Source organism: Phycicoccus sp. 3266 (assembly GCF_031456495.1).
Classification (GTDB): domain Bacteria; phylum Actinomycetota; class Actinomycetes; order Actinomycetales; family Dermatophilaceae; genus Pedococcus.
In genome coordinates, this window is sequence record NZ_JAVDUW010000001.1 from 592941 (window position 1) to 613735 (window position 20795).

Annotated in this window: 18 protein-coding genes; 5 read left to right on the forward strand and 13 right to left on the reverse strand. The window is 71.5% G+C overall.

From position 1 onward, the window contains the following. Nucleotides 1–122 precede the first annotated feature (122 nt). A complete protein-coding gene (locus tag J2X64_RS02960; RefSeq protein WP_310149356.1) occupies nt 123–1736 on the forward strand; it encodes a histidine kinase in 1614 nt (537 codons plus the stop codon). Then, nucleotides 1733–2383, forward strand: a complete 651-nt coding sequence (locus J2X64_RS02965) for a response regulator transcription factor (RefSeq protein WP_310149359.1) — start codon at nt 1733–1735, stop codon at nt 2381–2383. The genes J2X64_RS02960 and J2X64_RS02965 overlap by 4 nt, the downstream gene beginning before the upstream one ends. Nucleotides 2384–2444: 61 nt before the next feature. Here the strand turns inward: J2X64_RS02965 and J2X64_RS02970 are convergent, their stop codons facing one another. From J2X64_RS02970 to J2X64_RS03010, 9 genes are all read right to left on the reverse strand, one after another. Next, nucleotides 2445–3368: a type II secretion system F family protein gene (locus tag J2X64_RS02970; RefSeq protein ID WP_310149364.1), complete on the reverse strand. Its 924-nt coding sequence runs from the start codon at nt 3366–3368 to the stop codon at nt 2445–2447. 2 nt (nt 3369–3370) lie between these two features. Next, nucleotides 3371–5347, reverse strand: coding sequence for a type II secretion system F family protein (locus J2X64_RS02975; protein WP_310149367.1), 1977 nt, complete (start codon nt 5345–5347; stop codon nt 3371–3373). Nucleotides 5348–5358: 11 nt separating this feature from the next. Further along, nucleotides 5359–6738 (reverse strand): CpaF family protein, encoded by a 1380-nt coding sequence (locus J2X64_RS02980; RefSeq protein WP_310149370.1) that lies wholly within the window; start codon nt 6736–6738, stop codon nt 5359–5361. Next, on the reverse strand, nt 6738–7922 hold the full coding sequence (locus J2X64_RS02985; RefSeq protein WP_310149373.1) for an AAA family ATPase: 1185 nt from the start codon (nt 7920–7922) through the stop codon (nt 6738–6740). Before J2X64_RS02985 ends, J2X64_RS02980 begins: the two co-directional genes overlap by 1 nt. After that, a complete protein-coding gene (locus tag J2X64_RS02990) occupies nt 7919–8734 on the reverse strand; it encodes an RcpC/CpaB family pilus assembly protein (RefSeq protein WP_310149376.1) in 816 nt (271 codons plus the stop codon). Before J2X64_RS02990 ends, J2X64_RS02985 begins: the two co-directional genes overlap by 4 nt. Before the next feature lie 15 nt (nt 8735–8749). Next, the gene (locus J2X64_RS02995) at nt 8750–9985 is read right to left on the reverse strand and encodes a pilus assembly protein (protein WP_310149379.1); all 1236 of its coding nucleotides are present in this window, start codon (nt 9983–9985) and stop codon (nt 8750–8752) included. Beyond that, nucleotides 9982–10392: a pilus assembly protein gene (locus J2X64_RS03000; RefSeq protein WP_310149382.1), complete on the reverse strand. Its 411-nt coding sequence runs from the start codon at nt 10390–10392 to the stop codon at nt 9982–9984. The genes J2X64_RS02995 and J2X64_RS03000 overlap by 4 nt, the downstream gene beginning before the upstream one ends. Beyond that, nucleotides 10389–10631, reverse strand: a complete 243-nt coding sequence (locus tag J2X64_RS03005; RefSeq protein ID WP_310149385.1) for a Flp family type IVb pilin — start codon at nt 10629–10631, stop codon at nt 10389–10391. The genes J2X64_RS03000 and J2X64_RS03005 overlap by 4 nt, the downstream gene beginning before the upstream one ends. A gap of 100 nt (nt 10632–10731) precedes the next feature. Continuing rightward, entirely contained in the window at nt 10732–10902 is a 171-nt protein-coding gene (locus J2X64_RS03010) for a Flp family type IVb pilin (RefSeq protein ID WP_310149388.1), read from the reverse strand. Between the two features lie 243 nt (nt 10903–11145). Here J2X64_RS03010 and J2X64_RS03015 point away from each other — a divergent pair, with 243 nt between their 5' ends. The 3 genes from J2X64_RS03015 to J2X64_RS03025 are packed head-to-tail and all read left to right on the forward strand — an operon-like array spanning nt 11146 to nt 15166. Continuing rightward, nucleotides 11146–12513 carry a hypothetical protein gene (locus tag J2X64_RS03015; RefSeq protein ID WP_310149392.1) on the forward strand — a complete coding sequence of 456 codons (1368 nt, stop codon included), beginning with the start codon at nt 11146–11148 and terminating at the stop codon, nt 12511–12513. After that, nucleotides 12510–13937 (forward strand): hypothetical protein, encoded by a 1428-nt coding sequence (locus J2X64_RS03020; protein WP_310149395.1) that lies wholly within the window; start codon nt 12510–12512, stop codon nt 13935–13937. Before J2X64_RS03015 ends, J2X64_RS03020 begins: the two co-directional genes overlap by 4 nt. A 5-nt stretch (nt 13938–13942) precedes the next feature. Further along, nucleotides 13943–15166: a hypothetical protein gene (locus tag J2X64_RS03025; protein WP_310149398.1), complete on the forward strand. Its 1224-nt coding sequence runs from the start codon at nt 13943–13945 to the stop codon at nt 15164–15166. A 47-nt stretch (nt 15167–15213) separates the two neighbouring features. On the opposite strand, the gene J2X64_RS03030 is transcribed toward J2X64_RS03025, so the two are convergent. The 4 genes from J2X64_RS03030 to J2X64_RS03045 are packed head-to-tail and all read right to left on the reverse strand — an operon-like array spanning nt 15214 to nt 20718. Next, a complete protein-coding gene (locus tag J2X64_RS03030; RefSeq protein ID WP_310149400.1) occupies nt 15214–16983 on the reverse strand; it encodes an LpqB family beta-propeller domain-containing protein in 1770 nt (589 codons plus the stop codon). After that, complete coding sequence (gene mtrB, locus J2X64_RS03035; RefSeq protein WP_310149403.1) at nt 16980–18737, reverse strand: MtrAB system histidine kinase MtrB; 1758 nt, start codon at nt 18735–18737, stop codon at nt 16980–16982. Before mtrB ends, J2X64_RS03030 begins: the two co-directional genes overlap by 4 nt. 29 nt (nt 18738–18766) lie before the next feature. Next, nucleotides 18767–19444 (reverse strand): MtrAB system response regulator MtrA, encoded by a 678-nt coding sequence (gene mtrA / locus J2X64_RS03040; RefSeq protein WP_310149406.1) that lies wholly within the window; start codon nt 19442–19444, stop codon nt 18767–18769. A 47-nt stretch (nt 19445–19491) separates the two neighbouring features. Next, nucleotides 19492–20718: a glycosyltransferase 87 family protein gene (locus tag J2X64_RS03045; protein WP_310149409.1), complete on the reverse strand. Its 1227-nt coding sequence runs from the start codon at nt 20716–20718 to the stop codon at nt 19492–19494. Between the last annotated feature and the right edge of the window lie 77 nt (nt 20719–20795).

Here is a 20795-nt window from a genome sequence, read left to right on the forward strand (position 1 = left end):
CACCAGAGTCGTGACCTCGGCTGTTGCAGGCGATCGGGCGACGCGGACCTGTGGACGCGACTAGGCTGTGGACCGGCCTGTGGACAGCGGGACGTCGGAGCCGGGTGAGACGGGAGGCACAGATGAAGTGGATGCCCCACCTCGCGGTGTCCACCAGGCTCCGCCTGGCGTTCGCCCTGCTCGCGGGAATGTTCGCGTACATCGACGGGAACCTGCTCGCCGGCCTCCCCTGGATTCTCCTCGTCCTCACCCTCGACCTCACCGCGGCCGGGCTGGCCTACCTCACCGTCCTCGACACGGCGGTCCGGCGGGCGCAGGTCTGGGCGCTGCTCTGCGGGTCGGCCCTGGTCGCCGGCCTCGCCATGGGCTACGCCGGTGGCTGGGCCAAGCTGCTCGTCCTCATCCCGGCATACCACGCAGGGACCAGGTTCCGGCACCGCGGCGCGCTCGTCGTCCCGGCCCTCAGCGCACCCATCGCCCTGCTGACCGCGTGGCAGCTCCACCGTCTGGACCCCGCCGAGGCCGTGAGCATCGGCCTGGCCGTCCTGCTCGCCCTGCTCTTCGGGATGCTCGGTGCCTGGTCGCACGCGCTCGAGCCCGAGGCCCCGACCGTCGACGCCAACGTCGCAGCTGAGGCGGGGCTGCTGCTGCGCCGGCTGCACGAGCTGGCCGACACGCTCGACACCGGTTTCGACGCACCGGCCTCCGCCGAGATGGCGTTGCAGGACCTCGCCAGCCAAATGCGCGCGGCCCGCAGCGCGATCCTCGTCGGGTACGGAACCGACCCAGCCGTCCCGCTGGCGATCCGCGGCGCCGACCGCACCCCGTGGCCCGACCCGACGGAGCCCGGCTCCGTCCTGGGCCCGGCGTGGCACAACGGCACCGCGACCCTGACCGAGTGGACCGAGGACCTCGTCGGCCGGTCGCTGCTCGCTGTCCCCCTCAACGACGAGAACGGCCATCGGATGGGCCTGCTCGTCGCGGACCGGCCGCTCGTCACCCCGTTCACGGCCGACGACCTCGACGCCGCCGTGGTAGTCGCCGAGCGGCACTCCACGAACATCGACCTGTCGGTCCTCTTCGCCGGCCTGCGCGAGCGAGCCGGGCTGGAGGAGCGCGAGCGGCTGGCCCGGGAGATGCACGACGGCATCGCCCAGGAGATGGTGGCGCTCGGGTTCGGGATCGACTCCCTGCGCCGCACGGCGCGCAACCAGGGCTCCGCCCTGGCCGACGACCTCGACGGCCTGCGCGAGGAGGTCTCGCGGGTGCTGGCGGACCTGCGGCTGCACATCGCGGACCTGCGGATCGCCGTCCGCCCCGACACCGGCCTCGGCGCGATGATCGGCGCCCGGCTCCAGAACTTCGGCTCCAGCTCGGGCGTCACCACGCGGATGCACCTGAGCGAGAACGGTTTCCGGCTGCCGGCGCACACCGAGGTGCTCATCTACCGGCTCTTCCTCCAGGTGCTGGCCGACGCGAGGCACTCGCTCAACGCCACCACGGTCGAGGTCCGCCTCAACGTCGCGGCCCCGCGCGTCGAGCTCTGGATGGGCCACAACGGGACCAGCTCCCTCACCGAGCGTGACTTCACCGACAACCCCCTGACCGGGCTGGGCGGCGAGATCGTCGTCGAGCCCTACGCTGGTGACGGCGTCGCCATCCGCATGCGTATGCGGGGACGTGGCGGCGCTCCGTCGGCAACGCTGTCGAACGAAAGGATCCCCCAACCGTCATGACCATCAACGTCGTGGTGATCGACGACCACACCCTCGTCCGTGAGGCGGTGTGCCGGATGATCGACAGCGAGGACGACCTCAAGGTGGTCGGCCAGGCTGGTGGGATCGCCGAGGGCAAGGCCGTGCTCGCCGCCAACCTCATCCATGTCCTCGTCGTCGACGTGTCGATGCCGGACGGCTCCGGCCTCGTCCTGGCCCGTGCGGCGCGCGAGGCCTCACCCCGTCTGGGCATCGTCGTGCTCACGATGCACAACGACGACGAGACGCTGCTCGAGGCCCTCGATCTCGGCGCGTCCGCCCTCGTGCTCAAGTCGGCGCCCTCGGACGAGGTCATCGCCGCCGTGCGCCGGGCCGCCGTGGCGCCCGACGCGTTCATGGCCACGGGCCTCGCCGAGGCCCTGCGCCGCCGCGACTCCAACGACAAGCCGCGCCTCACGCCCCGCGAGGCCGAGGTGCTCGACCGGCTCGTCGCCGGCGACTCGATCGCTGCCGTCGCGAAGCGGCTCTACATGAGCGAGTCCACGGTGAAGACCCACGTGTCGAAGGTCTACGAGAAGCTCGGCGCCCACAACCGCGCGTCGGCCGTCATGGCGGCGCTGCGTCTCGGCCTGGTGAAGGCGGAGGCGGTCGGCCAGACCAACCGCTGACGCCCCAACGCCGAAGGGTGGCACCTCCGTTCGGAGAGGTGCCACCCTTCGGCGTGTCAGGTCAGCCGCCCAGCCCGCTGAACGTGTCGACCATGCGGATGGCGCCCGGGCCGATGATGACGATGAACAGCGCCGGGAAGATGCACAGGAGCATCGGGAAGAGGATCTTCACCGGCACCTTCTGCGCCTTCTCCTCGGCTCGCTGACGACGCACGAGCCGCATCTGCTGTGACTGCTCGCGCAGCACGTTCGCGATCGGGAGGCCGAGACGGTCTGCCTGGACCAGGGCGCTCACGAAGTTCTTCGCCTCGGCCACGGTGGTGCGGGCCGCGAGGGACGAGAACGCCTCCCCGCGCGACTTGCCGATCTGCACCTCGGACAGGACTCGGGCGAACTCACCCGCGATGGGGCCGTCGACGGAGCGCGCCACCTGCAGCAGGGCGGCATCGAAGCCCTGACCGGCCTCCACGCAGACGGTGAGCATGTCCAGCGCGTCGGCCAGCCCGCGCTGCAGCTCCTCCTGGCGCTTGAGTCCCTGGTTGTACAGCAGGAGGTCGGGTACGAAGAAGACGAGGACCGCTCCGGCCAGCGCGAACATCAGGCCCTTGAGCGAGATCCCCCCGAACATGAGGCCGATGACACCACCGACCAGGAGACCGGCTCCCTTGCCCGCCATGATGCGCTCGGCCGTCCAGCCCTTGGGGTTGCCTGCCAGGTCCAACCGCCGCTGCATCTTGTCCGACGTGCCCTCGGGCGAGAGCCGGAACGCGAACCCGCGCATGGCGGTGAGGACGGGCAGGAAGAGGCGCTCGTAGGCCGGGAGGTCGGCCTTCCCCACCTCCTTGGCGTCCACGGTGCGCTCGATGAGTGCCAGCGATCGAGCCACACCGGTGACCTCGCCGGCCCCGGAGCCGACGGCCCAGACCAGGGTCACCAGGCCACCGGCCACGGCGACCACACCCACGAGGAGAAGCATCGAGGTCATCATCACACCTGCACATCCACGACTTTGCGCATCCAGAAGACGCCGACCGACAAGGAGATGATGCCGCCGACCAGCATGGCGAGACCGAGCGGACGGGTCCACAGGAGCTCGATGTAGCTGCGGTTGGTCTGCATCGTGTAGAGGAAGATCCCGATCGGCATGGCGATGAGGATGTATGCCGAGAGCTTGCCTTCCGCCGACAGCGCCCGGACGTGGCGCTGCAACGCCTCGCGCTCGCGGAGGGTCGTGGCGGTCGTCTTGAGGGTCTCTGCGAGGTTGCCGCCGACCTCCCGCTGGATCCGGATGGCCATCGTCGTCCACTTCATGTTGACGCTGCCCGTCCGCTCCGCCATGCGCTCGAGCGACTCGCTGATGTCGGCGCCGATCCGCGTCTCGGCCAGCGCGCGGCCGAACTCCTTCGCTGCCGGCTCGGCCGCGTCCTTGGCGACGGCGTCGAGGGCCTGCAGGAGCGAGAACCCGGTAGAGAGGCTGGAGGCGACGAGCGTGAGCACATCGGGCAGCTGCGCCTCGAACTTCTTGCAGCGTCGCTTGGCCAGGAAACGCAGGACGACGGCCGGCAGGATGATGCCGGCACCGACCCCCAGGAGGGCGGACACGATCGTCATGACCGGCCCGCCGCGCATCAGGATCATGACCAGCGCCGTCGAGGCCACGACGGCCACGATCCGCAGGACCCACCACTCCCCGGCGCGCAGCGGGAGGTCCGCCCGCTCGATGAGCGCCATGGTCTTGCTGGTGGACTCCCGACCTTCCATCACCTTCTCGCCGAGGTTGACGAGGTTGGCGGAGATGCTGGTCGCCGAGACGCTCGGGCCGGACATGGACACCGACGTGGTCGGGTTGACGTACCGCTCGATGGTCTCGACGCGCTTGGAGCGCCCGGACCGCAGCTGGGGGGCCATGAACGCGATGACGAGGACGAGCAGGCCGAGGAAGATGGCCACGGCCGCCGCGATGATCGTGGTGCTGGACTCGCTGACGCCCTTCAGCCTGGCCGGTGCGCCACCCTCGTCGAGCGGGACCGGGATCGCCGTCGTGGCGACGGGCGCCGGAGTCGGTGCCCCGAAGTCGACGCTCGACTGGGCATTGAACGGGCGACCTCCGGCGGTGCCCGTGACGGACACGGGCACGACGGCCGACAACCCGGCATCGGGCCGCACGGTGAAGCTCACCTGTGAGTCGAGCACCTTGGCTGCGGCCTCGAACGCCGCCTTGACGGCGGCGGTGTTGTTCGCCGCGGCGACGCTGCCGCCGCCCGCCTGCGCGAAGCCGCTGAGCACCGAGTTGTCACTCTCGGCGGTCTTGAAGGCAACGGCCTCGGCCCGGACGCCGTACTTGCGCAGCGCCGCCGTGGCGGAGGTCTTGGTCGCCTTGTGGCTGACCGTGTCCCCGCCGTCGCTCAGGAGGATGAGGCTGCGGTCGTCGTAGCCCGAGAGCGCCGAGGCCGCGAGCGCGACGGCGTCGTAGAGGGACGTCTCGCCGCGTGACTCGAGCGCGTCGACCTCCTTCTGCACCTTGGCGCGGTTGGTCGTCGGCGCGACGTCGACGCCCGCCGTGCCGGCGAAGGAGATCAGGCCCACGGCGACATCGCGGGGAGCGTCGGCGAGGAAGGCCGCCACCGAGGTCCGGACCGTCGCCATGCCCGCCTGTCCCATCGAACCGCTGGTGTCGACCACGAGCATGGTGGCGCGGCGAGACGCCGACACCGGACGCGTGCTGACCGGGTACGTCTTGCCGCCCACCGTGGCGCGCAGCGAGGTCGTGTCGATGGTCAGCGCGTCCTGTCCACCCCGGACGCTCAGGACGCCGGTGAGGTCGTCGCCCTGGTGGGCGAGTGCGCTCAAGGATGCCGGCGCCGGTGGCTCGGCAGCCACGGAGACACCGGCGCCCGCGAACGCTCCGACGAGGACGGCCGCCGCGACGGCGGCAGCCCTCCGTGCCGGTCGGCCGATCTGCATACGCACACTCACTAGACGCCTCGGATGAACATGTCGGGCGGGAAGTCGATCCCCAGGTCGTGGAGCTCGTCCGCGAACTTCGGCCGCAGACCGGTGCTGACGAGCGTGCCGCGGAAGCGGCCCTGCTCGTCACGGCCGGCGGAGTAGTTGAAGGTGAAGATGTCCTGCATCGTGATGATGTCGCCCTCCATGCCGGAGACCTCGCTGATGGCGACGATCCGGCGCGAGCCGTCCTTGAGGCGGGCCTGCTGGATGACGAGGTCGACGGCGCCTGCGACCTGCTCCCGGATGGCGCGGACCGGGAGGTCGACGCCGGCCATGAGCACGAGGGTCTCGAGGCGGGAGAGGCTGTCACGCGGGCTGTTGGCGTGGACGGTCGTGATCGAGCCGTCGTGGCCGGTGTTCATGGCCTGCAGCATGTCGAGCGCCGCGCCGTCACGGATCTCACCGACGACGATGCGGTCGGGTCGCATACGCAGCGAGTTCTTGACGAGCTCGCGGATCGGGATCGCGCCCTTGCCCTCGATGTTGGAGGGGCGGGACTCCAGCCGCAGGACGTGGTCCTGGCGCAGCTGGAGCTCGGCGGCGTCCTCGATCGTGACGATGCGCTCGTCCTCGGGGATGAAGGAGGAGACGACGTTGAGCAGCGTCGTCTTACCGGAGCCGGTACCACCCGAGATGATGATGTTGCGACGACCGCGGACACACGCGTCGAGGAAGTCGCGACCGCGCTGGGTGAACGTCCCGAACGCGATGAGGTCCTTGTCCGTGAACGGGTCCGTCGAGAACTTCCGGATGGTGAGCATGGCGCCGTCGAGGGCGATCGGCGGGATGACCGCGTTGACGCGCGAGCCGTCGGGCAGGCGGGCGTCCACCAGCGGGCTCGCCTCGTCGACGCGACGGCCCACGCGACCGACGATCTTGTCGATCGTGCGGCGCAGGTGCGCCTCGCTGGCGAACCGCGTCTCGACGGGGTACAGCTTGCCGGCACGCTCCACGTAGATGGACTCGGCGCCGTTGACCATGATCTCGGAGATCTCGCTGTCGCGCAGGAGGGGCTCCAGCGGACCGTGACCGAGGATCTCGTCGGAGACCTCCTGCGCGATGCGGGTGCGGTCCGAGAGCGAGAGCGGCGTCTCCTCCTGGTCGATGACCTCCTGCAGCGTGTGCCGCACGCGGGTCTCGAGCTCGTTCTGGTCCAGGTGCGGGTCGTACAGCTGCGGACCCAGGGAGTCCAGCAGGGCCTGGTGCACGCTGGCCTTGACGGTCGCGAAGGGGTCGACGATGCGGTGCCGCTCGGGCTGGTGCTGACCGGCCGTCTTGGCCTGGGTCTCGGGGGCGTTCGGCTGGGCCGCGCGGCGGACGCTGTCCAGGCGGTCGGCGAGGCTCATCACTTACCTCCTCGGGTGAGGCTCCAGCGGCGCTGGCTGCCGGCGTCGGCCTTGGCCTCGGCCCGGGACTCGACCGGACCGGGGTTGCGCAGGAACTTCTCGGTCAGCTCCTTGAAGGCGACGCTGACGGCGTGCCGCGGCTCGTCGATGACGAGCGGGATGCCCTTGTTCACCGAGGCCGGAACGGCCGGGCTGGTGGGCACCATCAGCGCGATGTCCTGGCGGATCGCCGTGACGACGTCCTCGGCACGCAGGCCGACCTTGGCGTCGGAGCGGTTGAGGACCACGAGGCGCGAGTCCTTCGGGGTGCCGAGCAGGTCGAGGGTGTCCAGGCTCAGTCGCAGGTTCTTGACCGCCGGGATGTCCAGGGTGGCGATGAGGACCAGCAGGTCGCTGTTGTCGAACGCCGCGAGCACGTGCTCGGTGAAGGCGGGCGGGGTGTCGATGATGACGAAGTCGTACACCGTCTTTGCCACGCGCAGGAGCTCGCTGATCGTGCTCCCGGGGATGCGGTCGGCATCGCTGGGGTCGGACGGCGCGGCTGCGGCGTCCAGGCCGCTGCTGTGGCGGGTCACGACCGACGCGAGGCCCTGCTCGTCGATGTGGCCGGCCATGCCGACCAGGTCCATGATCGAGGTGGTGGGCAGCATCTGCAGGCTGATCGCCACGTCCCCGAACGCGAGGTCGAGGTCGACCAGCAGCACCCTCGACCCGGAGGTCGCCAGGTAGGCGGCGATGTTGGTGGAGAACGTGGTCTTGCCGACCCCGCCCTTGGCCGAGAAGACGGTGATCACCTTGCCGTCGCGGCTCGTGTCCGACGTCGTGTGGCCCGCGACCTTCTGCGAGATCTCGCGGCTGCGCCGGGCGGCGTCCGCCAGCGAGGTCAGGTCGTCGGCCTGGACGACCTCGCGCACGCCTGCCCGCAGCGACTGCGCCAGCACGGTGACGTCGACGCGGCGACGGAGGAGGATGACCCCGACCTCCGGCCGCTGCACGCGCACGCTCTCGGAGAAGTCGCAGGCGGAGCCGAGGTCGACGTCCGGGCCGATGATGACCAGGAACTCGGTCGGGTCGCCCTCGAGCGCACGCGTCAAGGCGGTGGGCGAGTCGTGCCGGGTGACCCCACCCAGCGCGACCTGGAACCGCTCGACGGCGCCGGGGTCGGCGTCCCAGAGGAGGGTCACTTGCCCAGGCCCGTCAGGTCGACGAGGTTGAGGTCGTCCGCACGCTTGACCTGGCCCATCTTGAGGTCCGCGCTGCGCAGGCCGGCGTACAGGCTGCCCTTCTGGATCGCGTGGACCAGCTTGGTGGAGTCCGCCGGGCTCACGGCGACGGTCACGAGGAAGGCGGCCTCCCCGGTGGCCGGCGTCGCGGCCTTGGGGTTCTCCCCGTCGGCAACGGTGGCGGTGTTGCTCTCCCCCGGGTTGAGCGCAGAGCCGCCCATGCCGATGACCAGCACGTCGTCCATCAGCAGGCTGGTGCCGCTGATGCCCGCGTCGTTGATGGCCTTGGACTTCGCGTCGGCCCCGATGGCCTTGATGTTGTACGTGTCGAAGATCGCGATGTGGCTGCCGGGCGTCACGAACGAGCCCACCCGCGCGGGGTCGCTCAGCGAGACCGAGATCGCGATCATGCCCTGGGGCACCTCGATGGCCTTGGTGCCGGTCGGGGTGGTGCCGAAGCGGGCCGACTGGATGTACTCCCCCGGTGCGATGTCGGCGACGGCGAGCAGGTTGGCGTTGACGTCGTTGACGTCGGTCAGGGCACCCGCCGGAGCGGCCTTCTTGGCCACCTGGGTGCGCACGATGAGCCCGGAACGCACCGCGTCCTTGAGCGTCGTCGAGGCCGGCACGAGCGCCTTGGACACGTACACCGTGGTCGGCTGGTTGGCGGCCACGGCACGGCTGTCGGCGCCACGGGCATACAGGAGCACTGCCGCGACGCCGACCAGGGCGATCAGGGCGGCGGCGAAGATGGCGATGACTCGACGTCCCATGGGAGTTCCGATTCCTTAACCGAGTTGAGCGACCTGGGTGAGCCCGTAGTTGGGCGCACCCGGCGTGGGGTTGATGAGGCTGGCCATGTCGGAGGCGGTGATGAGGTCCTTGAGGAACCAGCCCTCGATACAGCGGTCACTGCCGGTGCACGGCAGGCCACCGCCGACGATGGACGACTGCGGGGTGCTGGAGAAGTACCAGCCCGTGAGGTAGAAGGCTGCGTAGCCCGACACGTGGTAGTAGAGGTTGCTTCCGCTGCCGGAGTTGCAGTCCGTGGCGGCCGTGATGGTCGTCGGCGCAACGGTCATGCAGTCGAACACCGGGAGGTAGACGACCGTGCCGAGCAGTCCGGCGAAGCTCGTGGAGGGGCACGGCGTGGAGTTGCCCGGCTGACCGTGGTACCAGGCGCCGTTCGTGGTCGACACGCTGCACACGGTGTTGGTGTCCAGCTGGGAGAAGCCACCGGGGGCCACGTGGCCGTTCCAGGTCGAGCAGGTGCTCGGGCTGCCCTTGGTGTAGATCGTCCGCTGCCAGCTGGTCTGCCAGGGGTTGGTGCCGCCGTAGCCGTAGGAGTTGATCGAGTAGTCGGGGGCCGGCGGGTAGGTCGTGCTGCCGGGCGTTCCGGTGTAACCGGTGGCCGCCTTCCAGTCGCAGTACGAGACGGTGATGGGCAGGACGTTGAGGTTCGCCGGGTTGACGCCGCCCCAGCCGGCGCGGGCACAGGCGCGGACGCCGGTCTGCGCGTTCGTCTGGGTGATCATCCGGGCGAAGCGGTTGGTGATCGAGCTCGCGCCGGTGCGCGTCTTCGTGAGCGTGCGGACCTCGATGTACGGGAGGGTGGACGCGCCCGACGGCACCGGGGCGCAGTCGGTGATCCCGGGCGTGGCCGGCGTGCTGCACAGGCTCAGCGAGGGCGACGTCGCGCGGGCCACGCTGTTGCCGCAGATCGAGGTCACCGTCGACGCGTTGTCGTTGGCGTTGGAGTTCGCCATCGTGGCGACCGCTCCGGACGTGATGCTGGGCGGGCAGAGCGACGGCTTCTCGGCGCAGGTCTGGGCCGCCGTCATCGACGCGGAGTCCGCGCCGTTCTGGAGCTGGCGCCGTTCCCACATCAGGCTGCCCACGTCCACGCTCAGGGCCGCGGCACCGAACAGCACCGGCACCAGGAGGATGACCGTCAGGACTGCAGTAGCGCCACGCTCGGGGGCCATCACGAGCCGGCGCACCCTGCTGCCGCGGGAGAAGATCATGCGCATGTCATCGACGCCGTTCCCTTGAGGACTGGGCGGGGGAGCCCTGGGATGAACCGCAGGACCGTGTAGTTGTAGGCCGTCACGGGCGTGACGGTCACCGTCACCGTCGACCCGGACGTGGAGCAGTACCAGGCCGTTGCGGTGGAGTTCACCGCCAGCGGGCTGGCGGCCGTGGTGATGCGGCTCTGGATCTGCGCCTGGGTCCAGCCCGTCGAGCTGTTGACCGAGACCTGGCGCACGCCGTCGCGCGCCGCGTTGGTCAGCTGGATCTGCTGGCGGTACATGTTGCCGAAGTCGATGACCGCGCCGACCAGCATGAGCAGGACGGGCAGGATCAGACCGAACTCGACCGCGGCGGCTCCCCGCTCGCGGCCGGTGGCACGGAGGGCTCGAGTCAGCTTCACAGCGCGCTCGACGGAACTTGGAAGAGCTGGATCATGTTCTGCCCGAAGAGGGCCACGGCACTCACGATCACGACCGCGATGAGGCTGACCATGATCGCGTACTCGACAGCGGTGGCTCCGTGGTCGCCCCGGCCGAAGCCGGGGCGACCACGGAGACCGCGTGCTGACGGGGAGCTGGAACCACCACTTGCACTGCACGTGTCTGCGACGGCGTGACCCGCAGTGGCGAACTCGTTCATGGCCCCTCCTCAGTACGTGGCTTCCGACCCGTCGGTGCCACCTGTGTGGATTCTTCGATCTAGAGACGACGCTGTCGGACGCGTCGCGGGTGGGTCTGGGTCAGACCGAGGTGGCGACGGTGTTGAACAGCGAGCTGAGGTTGCCACCCAGGAGGGTGACGGCCGCGATGATGACGATCGCGATGAGCGCGACCATCAGGCCGTACTCGACGGCGGTGGCGCCCTCCTCGCGGACGAGGCGGGACTGGAGCTTGGCGACGAACTTGGTCATGTCGTGAGTCCTTTCGAGACCAACAAGGTGGGCAGACGGGCGTCTGCGGCAGCAAGACTCCCAATCGGCAGGGGTCCGGCAAATCCACTGTCAAGCCACTCACGACTAGACCTTTGCACCGCCGAGATCGGACGAACGGTTGATGGACCGGGCCGCGACTTGCTCCGCTAGCCTCGCGCGCGCAAGGGTGGCCGGGTGTTCCGCCGCCCGACCGTGCGGAGCCTGCCCGATTCCGTCTGGACCGTGGCCGCAGCCGCAACCCTCGCCGCCGGCGCGCTGACAGTTCGCGCAGTCTCCGACCCCAGTCCCTGGCTCCACCTCAAGGTGGGCCGGTTCCTGGTCGACGGCGGACGCTTCGGGGCGCAGGACCCGTGGGCCCCCTTCGCGCAGGGGCACTACGAGCCCACCCAGTGGCTGCCGTCCGTCGGTACGGCCCTGCTCTACGGGTGGTGGGGCCTGCCCGCAGTGGCCTGGGTGAGGGGGGCCGGAATCATCGCCCTCGCATTGGCGCTCCTGCTCGCCCTCCGGTCGGTGGCTCGGCCGTCACTGACCCTGCTCGCAGCCGTGCTGGCCGTGGCCGGCTCCTGGCCCGCACTGACCGAACGGCCGCAGCTGGCCGGCTTCGTCCTCCTCGTCGTCACCGTAGGCGCGTGGTGGCGGAGCGCGCACGACGGACGCACGCGGTGGTGGCTGGTGCCACTGACCTGGCTCGCGGCCTGCGTCCACGGGGTCTGGTCGATCGGACTCGGCATCGGCCTCCTGGTGGTGGTCGGGCTCACGCTCGAGCACTCGTTCCGGCGTGACCAGCGCACGCGGATGGCCCTGTGCCTGCTCGCGTCCCTGGCGGCGACGGCCCTCACCCCGCTGGGTCCGCGGCTGACGGCCTCACCCTTCGCCGTCGGCGGCAACGGACGCCAGTTCGTGAGCGAGTGGATGGCCTCCTCGGCCCGGGCCCCCTCGGTCGCGCTCACCCTGGTCGTCCTCGCCCTGGTGCTCGCCGTGTGGTTCCGCCTCGGCGAGCGGCCCTCCTCGTGGCAGCTGCTGGTGTGGGTGGCTGCGGTCGGCCTCACCCTGGTCATGCGGCGGACGGTCCCGGTCGGAGCGATCCTCGCGGCCTTCCTCGTGGCCGAGAACGCCGAGCACCTGCTGGTCGCGCGGGGTCGCCTGGCAACCCCGCCCGGTGTGCGACGCGTGGAGCTCCTGGGGCTCCTCGCAGGAGCACTGGTCGGTGTCGTCGCCGCCGTGCCGCTCGCCCAGGTCCGCGCGCAACACGCCCTGGGCGTACCGACCGGGCTGGCCTCGTCGTTGAGCTCGTTGCCTGACGGGACTCGCGTGCTCTCCGACGGCGACATGTCGGGCTGGGTGATGTTCGTCGCACCGAAGGCACAGCCGGTGTTCGACATCCGCGTGGAGGTCTACACGCCGTCGCGGATCCGTGGCTTCATCGACGCGACAGCGGCCAAGCCCGGGTGGACCTCGTACCTCCGGCAGAGCGGCACCCGGGCGGCCCTGCTCAAGCAGGACTCCCCCCTCGTCTCGGCGCTGGGCGCCCAGTGGCACTGGCGCACCGTCGCTCGTGACGACGGCTACGTGCTGATGGCGGCCTCGTGAGCACCGCACGTCGCACGCCTGCCTTCCTCACCGTCACGGCGACCGCCCTGGTTTTCGTCGTGGCGCTCGTGCGCGGGCTGGCCCCGTTCTTCGAGCCGGACGTGTGGTGGCACCTGCGCGTGGGCGAGCACGTCCTGGACACCCACCAGGTCTACGGGACCGACCCGTGGTCGCACTTCGCGGACAAGCCCTACGCGGCCACCCAGTGGCTCGCCGAGGCAGTGGCTGCCCAGGCGTACCGCTGGACGGGCCTCGGCGGCGTGCTGTGGCTGCGGGCCGCAGCGATCCTCGCGCTCACCCTGCTGGTCTACACCGCGTGTCGCCGCCTCGGCGGTCGCCTCCCCGCCGCCCTGGCCACGGGGCTCGCCGTCCTCGGCGCGAGCGGTGGGCTCAACCCCCGGCCGCAGCTGGTGAGCTTCATCCTCTTCGCCGTCGTCGTCCACGCCTGGATGGGTACCGCACGCGATCTGCGGCCACGGTGGTGGCTGGTGCCCGTCTTCTGGGTGTGGGCCTGCTGCCACGGCCTGTGGATGTTCGGGGTGCTCCTCGGTGCCGTCACGACGCTCGCCCTCCTGCCCCACCTCGCGCGACGCGGCGACCTGCGGAGCAGGCTCGTACCGCTCGCCGCCCTCCAAGCCGCCTGCATCGCGGTCCTCGCCCTCACGCCCCTGGGCCCGCGCCTCCTGCTCGCGCCGTTCACCGTGGCCGGCAACGCCCGGGACGTGGCCGACGAGTGGAGGGCCACCCCCGTCACCAACTCCTTCGCCCTCATGGCGTTGGTGCTCGTCCTCCTGACGGTCGTGTGCTGGCTGGTGCGGCCGGGTCGCCGGCCCACGTGGCAGTACGCCTGGCTCGCCCTGGGCGCGGTCCTCGTGCTGGCCATGTGGCGGCTGGTCCCACTCGGTGTCGTGCTCGTCGCCCCCTTGGCAGCCGGTGCGGTCCAGTCGGTCCTGGCTGGCACCCGCGAGCCCTTCAGCCACAGGGAACGACGCTCCCTCGTGGCGGTCGTCGCCGCGGGGCTCGCCGTTGCGGCCCTCGTCTGCGCCGGTCCGCAGGGCACCGCGGCCTTCACCTACCCGGGCGGCATGCGCGACATCGACGCGAGCCTGGGGCGGGCTCCGGCCGGGAGCGTCGTCATGGTGGACTTCGGCGTGAGCGGCTGGTTGCTGTGGCGCCACCCCGACCTCACCCCCAGCGCCGACCTGCGCATGGAGTCGTACTCGCACTCCTACCTGCATCGCTACCTCGACGCAGCCGAGGCCAAGCCGGGCTGGGACAGCTACCTGCACGACGTGCACGCCCGTTACGCCCTGGTCGAGCGGAGCTCGGCGCTGGGCGACGCGCTCGTCCGCGAGAAGGGCTGGCGAACGGAGGCGACGAGTGCACGCTTCGTCCTCTTGGCCGCACCCGGGGCGTCGTCGTGAGCGTCATGACCGCATCGGACGCCACACAGACGGCAGGCACGAACCACACACGGCTCGCGCCGCGGTGGTGGGCCTGGCCCGTGGCGGTGTTCGTCCTCAGCCGGCTCGTCGACGCCCTGATGATCGTCGTCGCCGCCAGGCACCAGATCGCTCTCGACGGCTCGATTGCCGACTACAGGACGACCTCCCCGACCCCCGCAGCACCGGGGTACCTGGGCGTGGCAACGAACTGGGACGCCCAGTGGTACTGGACGATCGCGCAGCACGGGTACCCGGCCTCGCTCCCCATGCGCGGGAACCTCGTCTGGCTCAACGAGTGGGCTTTCGCCCCGCTCTACCCCCTCACGGTCCGGGGCCTCATGGCGGTCACGGGCGCCGGCTTCGCGGTCACCGCGACGGTGCTGACACTGGTCCTGTCGCTGCTGGCCGTCGTCCTGGTGCACAAGCTGGTGGCGGAGACCGCCGGCCCGTTCCCGGCCCGAGCGACGACGCTGCTGCTCTGCACGAGCATGGCGGCGCCGGTGCTTCAGATCGCCTACACCGAAGGGCCCGCCCTGGCGCTCGTCGCCGCTGCACTGCTCCTGCTGCGTCGGCGGCGCTACGGGTGGACGGCCCTCACCGTGCTGGCCCTCGGGCTCACCCGCCACGTCGTCGCGCCCTTCCTCGTCGTGCTCGCGGTGCACGCGGTCCTCCGCCGGCGCCGTGAAGGACGCTGGGACCCCAGGGCCCTCGCAACCGTTGTCGCGGGCGCCCTCACCACCGCCGCGTGGCCTGTCGTCGCCGCCGTCGCGACGGGGCGCGCCACGGCCTTCACCGACACGCAGCGTGCGTGGCGGCACCACCCGGCGACGACCGGACCCTTCGGCCTCTACAGCGCCTTCTACGAACAGTCCGGGGTCACGGGTGCTCTCGCGGTCGCGCTGGTGTCGCTGGTGATCCTCTGGCTGGTGCTGCGGAGGGACTCGCCGAGCTGGGGGCCGGAGGTCCGCGCCTGGGCGGCGGCGTACCCCACCTACCTCCTCGCGGTCGCCCCCGCCGCCACCAGCCTCGTCCGCCTCATGCTCCTGGGCTTCCCGCTCTTCTGGGTGCTGCCGCAGCGACAGCCCACGCCGGCCGCGCAGAAGGTCACCGTGGCCGTGCTCGCCCTGCTCGGGATCGCCCTGCAGTGGTACTGGATCCGCCACTTCCTCGTCGTCGGCCCTGCGTCGGAACGGTTTGCGATGCCCTGACCCGCGCCGCGCGGAGCGGACGTCCCCGGGAGGGGTGGCGACCCCCGTCAGCGGGCTGCGACCAGGAAGGCGCTGCCCTTGCCCACGCTCTGCCAGTTGTTGCCCGCGCGGATGTAGACCTCTCCGCCGTCTGTGGTGACGACCAGCTGCCGCTCACCGCTGACGGTGGTGATGGCGACCGCGCCGGCGAGTCCCGGACCTGCCGTGATCGGGCCGCCCAGCGGGACGAACCACGGTCGGATTACCTGGTTCGCCGACTTGCGGCCCAGCACGGCGAGCGTGGAGTCGTCGACCCAGACCGCGTCCCGCATCAGGGTGAGCGACGGCGCGAGCGTGAGGGGGGTCGACAGGGCGGTGGGTGTGCCGTCCGGTTGGCGCCGGACCCCCGCGACGTCGAGCCGCGGGTCCTGGCCGGAGGGGTTCGTGCTGATGACCGCCACCCGCTGCCCGTCGTCGGACACCCGCAGGCTGACGACCATCCGGTTGCCCAGCCACGGGGTCGACACGGCCGACGGGGGTCCGGGCGAACGGTCCGCCGTCTGGGCCGAGGTGTTCAGCACCCAGATGCGACCTTCACCCGGCGCGTGGCCGCCGACCCACAGGACGTCGCGGACGTCGTAGGTCGGGGTGGTGAGGTGGTCGCCGTCGACCTCCGAGACGGTGAGCTGGGTCGTCCCCCGCCACCGCGACAGCTGCCGCCGGTCGCCGCTCACCGCTGCGATCTCCTGCCCCGTGCGTGACAGCGCGAGGTAGGCCCACCCCTCCGGCACGTCGGGCAGGTTGGAGCCGGACGGCCGGGGCGCGTTGCGTGCCGGGTCCCCCACCTGCTCGGGGTCGACCCGCACCAGCGAGGTCCCCGTGCGCAGGATCGGCTTGACCGCGGGCGGGGTGTCGGTGAGGAACCCCAGTGCGCTCAGGGAGTCCAGGCTCGTCGGCGCCCCGGGCACCTGGAGCGTCGTGCCGTCCACCTGGAGCACGACCTTGTCGACCCCGGGCGCCTGCGTGACCGTCGCGAGCACCTGGGCGGCGAGGGCCTGCCGCTGCGCGGGGTCGGCCACGGGGTTGGTGGCGGCGAGGTCGACGGTCGCCGTGCCGCTGTCGATGGGGACGGCGTCCACGGCCAGGCGCGCGCCCGCCGGCAGCTCGGTGCGCACAGCCCCCGCGAGGTATGCCGGGACGCCGCCGAGCAGCGCCCTCGCGAGCCGGGTCGCGAGGCCGCTGGCGAGCCGGAAGTAGCGGATGTCCGGGACGAGCTGGCGTGCCGTGGCCGACTCGAAGTAGACCCGGAAGGGGTCGTAGAGGCGGTCGGTGTCGGACTCGCTCAACCACGTGCCGAAGCTGTCGGGCACCCGGTCGATGCGCCACTGGCCGCCGACCTGGCGCAGGCCGAAGTCGGCCTGCACGACCGAACCCGGGTCTCGCTCGGCATACCGCCCGGAGGCGTCGATGGCGCCCGTGACCTTCGCCGTCGCGCGCACGACCCCGGGCCGCACCTGCGCGATGGTCAGCGACGACTCGTCGGTGAAGACCATCACCGAGCCGTCCGGGCGCCACGTGGACTCCGGAGACGGGGCGAGGTAGGAGCGGGCGACCTGGTAGTCGTCGTCGGTCGCCGCGCCCGCGCGGATGAAGCCGGTCACGACGTCGACTGGGGTGGACCCGTCGCTCGGACCGGCCGGTAGGACCCTCACCTCGTTGGCCTGCACGTCGCCCACCTCGAGCCCCGGGCGGACCGGCGAGCTGGTCGCCAGGCCCCCGCACGCTGACAGGGCCAGGGCGGCGGCACACGCCACGGCGGCGAGCCGTCCCGCCCTCACTCGGGGCTCCGTGCGAGCGGCGGACCGGTGCGCGCCCGGGCCGGGAGGCTGCCTGCCCGTCCGGCGACGAGCGGCGTGCCACCGGGCGGGCGGGAGCGTCCGTCGTCCGGCTTGAGCGGCAAGGGCGACTCGTTGACGGGCACGTGCTGACGGCGCGGCAGCGTGAGGCGGAAGCAGGAGCCGTTGCCCGGCTCGCCCCAGGCCTGCAGCCATCCCTCGTGCAGCCGGGCGTCCTCCAGGGAGATCGCGAGGCCGAGGCCCGTCCCCCCGGTGGTGCGCGCCCGCGCCGGGTCGGCCCGCCAGAAACGGTTGAACACGAGGGCAGCCTCGCCCGGGCGAAGGCCGACGCCGTGGTCGCGGACGGTCACGGCGACGGCAGTGGCGTTGCTCGCGATCGCGACGTCCACGGGCTTGCCCTCGCCGTGCTCGACGGCGTTGACGAGCAGGTTGCGCAGGATCCGCTCGACGCGGCGGGCGTCGACCTCGGCCGACATCCGCCCCTCCCCCACGGTCACGGTGATGACGGTGCCCCAGCGCTCGGCGAGGGCTCGCGCGGAGTCGACCGCCCGGGCGACGACGTCCCGCAGGTCGACGTCCTCGGCCTCGAGTGCCGCGGCACCGGCGTCGAACCTGCTGATCTCGAGCAGGTCGGCGAGCAGCTCCTCGAAGCGGTCGAGCTCGGCGTGCAGCAGCTCGGCCGAGCGCCCGACCGCCGGCTCGAACTCCCGGCGCGAGTCGTGGATGAGGTCGGCGGCCATCCGGATGGTGGTCAGCGGCGTGCGCAGCTCGTGCGAGACGTCCGAGACGAACCGCTGCTGGACGCGCGACAGCCCCTCGAGCTGGCGGATCTGCGCCTGCAGGCTGTCGGCCATCTCGTTGAAGGACTTGGCCAGCAGCGCCAGGTCGTCCTCCCCCCGGGCACGCATCCGCTCGTTCAGCCGGCCGGACGACAGCCGCTCGGCCACCACGGCCGCGCGCCGCACGGGCAGCACGACCTGCCGGGTGACGACCCAGGCGATGGCACCGACCAGCAGCACCAGCGCCACCCCGCCGATGGCGAAGGTGCGGGTGATGAGGCCGAGGGTCGCCTCCTCGCGCTGCATCGGGTAGATCGCGTACAGGTCGTACGCGCCGGCGACCGGGACCTCGACCTGCGAGCCGACGACCACCGCCGGAACCCGTTGTCTCGTAGCAGGATCGGTGATGCCGATGAGGCGGACCTGCTGCCTCCGTGGGTCCGCGCGGACGGCGGCCCGCACGTCGTCGGGCAGATCCGCGAGTCCGACCGCGCCGGACTCGACCGTCTGCACGTAGGTGGGGCGCGAGTTCCCGAGGGTGCGCGTGAAGACGAGGTACCGCTCGCTGTCGCCGGACTGGGCCGCCGTCTTCTGGATGAGGTCCTGGGCGAACAGGTTGAGCTGCCCTGCGCTGCCGGTGCGGTCGGTGCTGTCGAACTGGCGCTGGATGTCGCTGCTCAGCCGGGCCGCCTCGACCTGCGCGGTGTCGATCCGGTCCTGCTCGAGGCCGTCGGAGATCGAGGAGTAGAGCCACGACCCGAGGAGCATGACGACGACGAGCCCGAGCAACATGGTGCTCGTCACGACCCGGAACTGCAGCGACCGGCGCCACGCGTGCACGAGTCGGCGCAGCCAGCGCCGGACGACCGGCCGCGTGCGGTCGAGAAGCCCGCGCCCGCGGGCGAGGAACGGCGTACCGGCGCCCGGGGAGCCCGCCGGTCCCTCCGGCGACCTCACGGGCGATGGGCCGGGCGAGAGCGACACGACTAGCCGGGCCCCGCCTTGTACCCGACCCCACGGACCGTCACGACGATCTCGGGGTGCTCGGGGTCCTTCTCGATCTTGGAGCGCAGGCGCTGGACGTGGACGTTGACCAGGCGGGTGTCACCGGCGTGGCGGTAGCCCCAGACCTGCTCCAGGAGCACCTCGCGCGTGAAGACCTGCCAGGGCTTGCGCGCGAGGGCGACGAGCAGGTCGAACTCGAGCGGCGTGAGGGACAGCGGCTGGCCGTCGCGCCGCACCGAGTGACCGGCGACGTCGATGCTCAGGTCGCCGATCTCGAGGCGCTCGGGCTCCGGCTCCTCACCGCGGCGCAGCCGGGCACGGATCCGTGCGATGAGCTCCTGCGGCTTGAACGGCTTGACCACGTAGTCGTCCGCGCCGGACTCCAGCCCCACGACGACGTCGACCGTGTCGGTCCGGGCGGTGAGCATGACGATCGGCACGCCGGACTCGGCACGGATCCGCCGACACACCTCCATGCCGTCCAGCCCGGGGAGCATGACGTCGAGCAGCACCAGGTCGGGCTTGGAGTCCCGGAACGCGCCGACGGCCCCGGCCCCGTCGGCCACGTGCGTGACCTCGAGGCCTTCGTTGCGCAGGACGATCCCCAGCATCTCGGCGAGCGCCAGGTCGTCGTCGACGATGAGCACGCGACCGTTCACGCGTCAGCCCTTTCCCCAACAGTTGGTCAAGAGATTCTCCAGAATTCTCACACACGGGTGCTGGGCACGCGGTCACCCTCGCTGACCCCGCGCCGCGTGTCCACCGACCGGGCGAGCAGGACCCACCCCAGGATCACCACCGCCCAGAGCGCCCACGCAGCGGACAGGAGCACCTCCGGGACGCTGTAGCCCAGGGCGTCGTTGGCGCGTCCCGCGAGGGCCCACATGGGCGGCAGGAAGAACACGACGGCTGTGGCGCCCGCGACCAGCCACGCCCTGGCCGTGAGGAGGACGACGAGGACGGGGACGACCCAGACGTAGTGATGGGTCCAGGTGACCGGTGCGACCAGGAGGCCGCCGAGGGCCACCGCGACCAGCGCTGCGAGGTCGTTGGCCGCGCGGTGGGCACGGCGGGCGGCAAGCAGCGCGAGGCCGGCGGCGAGGGCCGAGAGCACGACGGTGGCCGCCGTGACCGCCAGTGGAGGCAGCCCGTGGAGCTGGGTGGCCCGGTCCACCACGGCCCCGATGGCCTGGTTGCCCCACAGTCGCACCTCCGGGCCGAACCGGTCCTTGGCGCCGAGGGCGTGGAACCAGAAGGTGGAGGAGTCCCGGGGCAGCAGGACCCAGGCGAGGGCGACCGTCGCGGCGGAGGTCACCACAGCCGTCGCGGCTGCGCGGTACTCACGCCGGAGCAGGAACCAGACGATGAGCACAGCGGGCGTGAGCTTGATGCCGGCCGCGACCCCGACGAGCACCCCTCGCCACCTCCCGCGGACCTCGAAGGCGTCGACCAGCACGAGCGCCAGCAGCACGAGGTTGACCTGGCCGAAGAGCAGGGTCCGCTGGACCGGTTCGAGCGCCAGGCCGAGGACCAGGACGACCAAGGCCTGGAGACGGCCGAGGCGCGCCGCACGGGCGCTCACCAGGACGACCACGAGGTAGGCGAGGGACGAGACCAGGGTGAACGCCACGTCTGCGGCGGGCCCCAGCACCGCAAGGGGTACGAACAGCAGGGCCGCGAAGGGCGGGTAGGTGAAGCGGAGGATCCCGTCGACACCGTTGCGCACGACCACCCCGTAGAGGTCCGACCCGTCGAGCACCGCCCGACCACCGGCGACGTAGACGTCGAGGTCCAGGGGGTGCCACGGTCCGAGGGTGGTCCAGCGCTGCAACAGCGCGACCACGACACCGACGAGGACCACGGACCACGCGGTCCGGGGCAGCACTCGCGACCCGGGGGCAGCACGCAGCGCTGTCCGGCTGGTGTGGCTCACGGGGTGCGCGCCCTTCCTCGACGGTGCCTGCTGCTGGGGACAGTCAACCGGACGGGGCCCGGACCACCGGCGCCCCA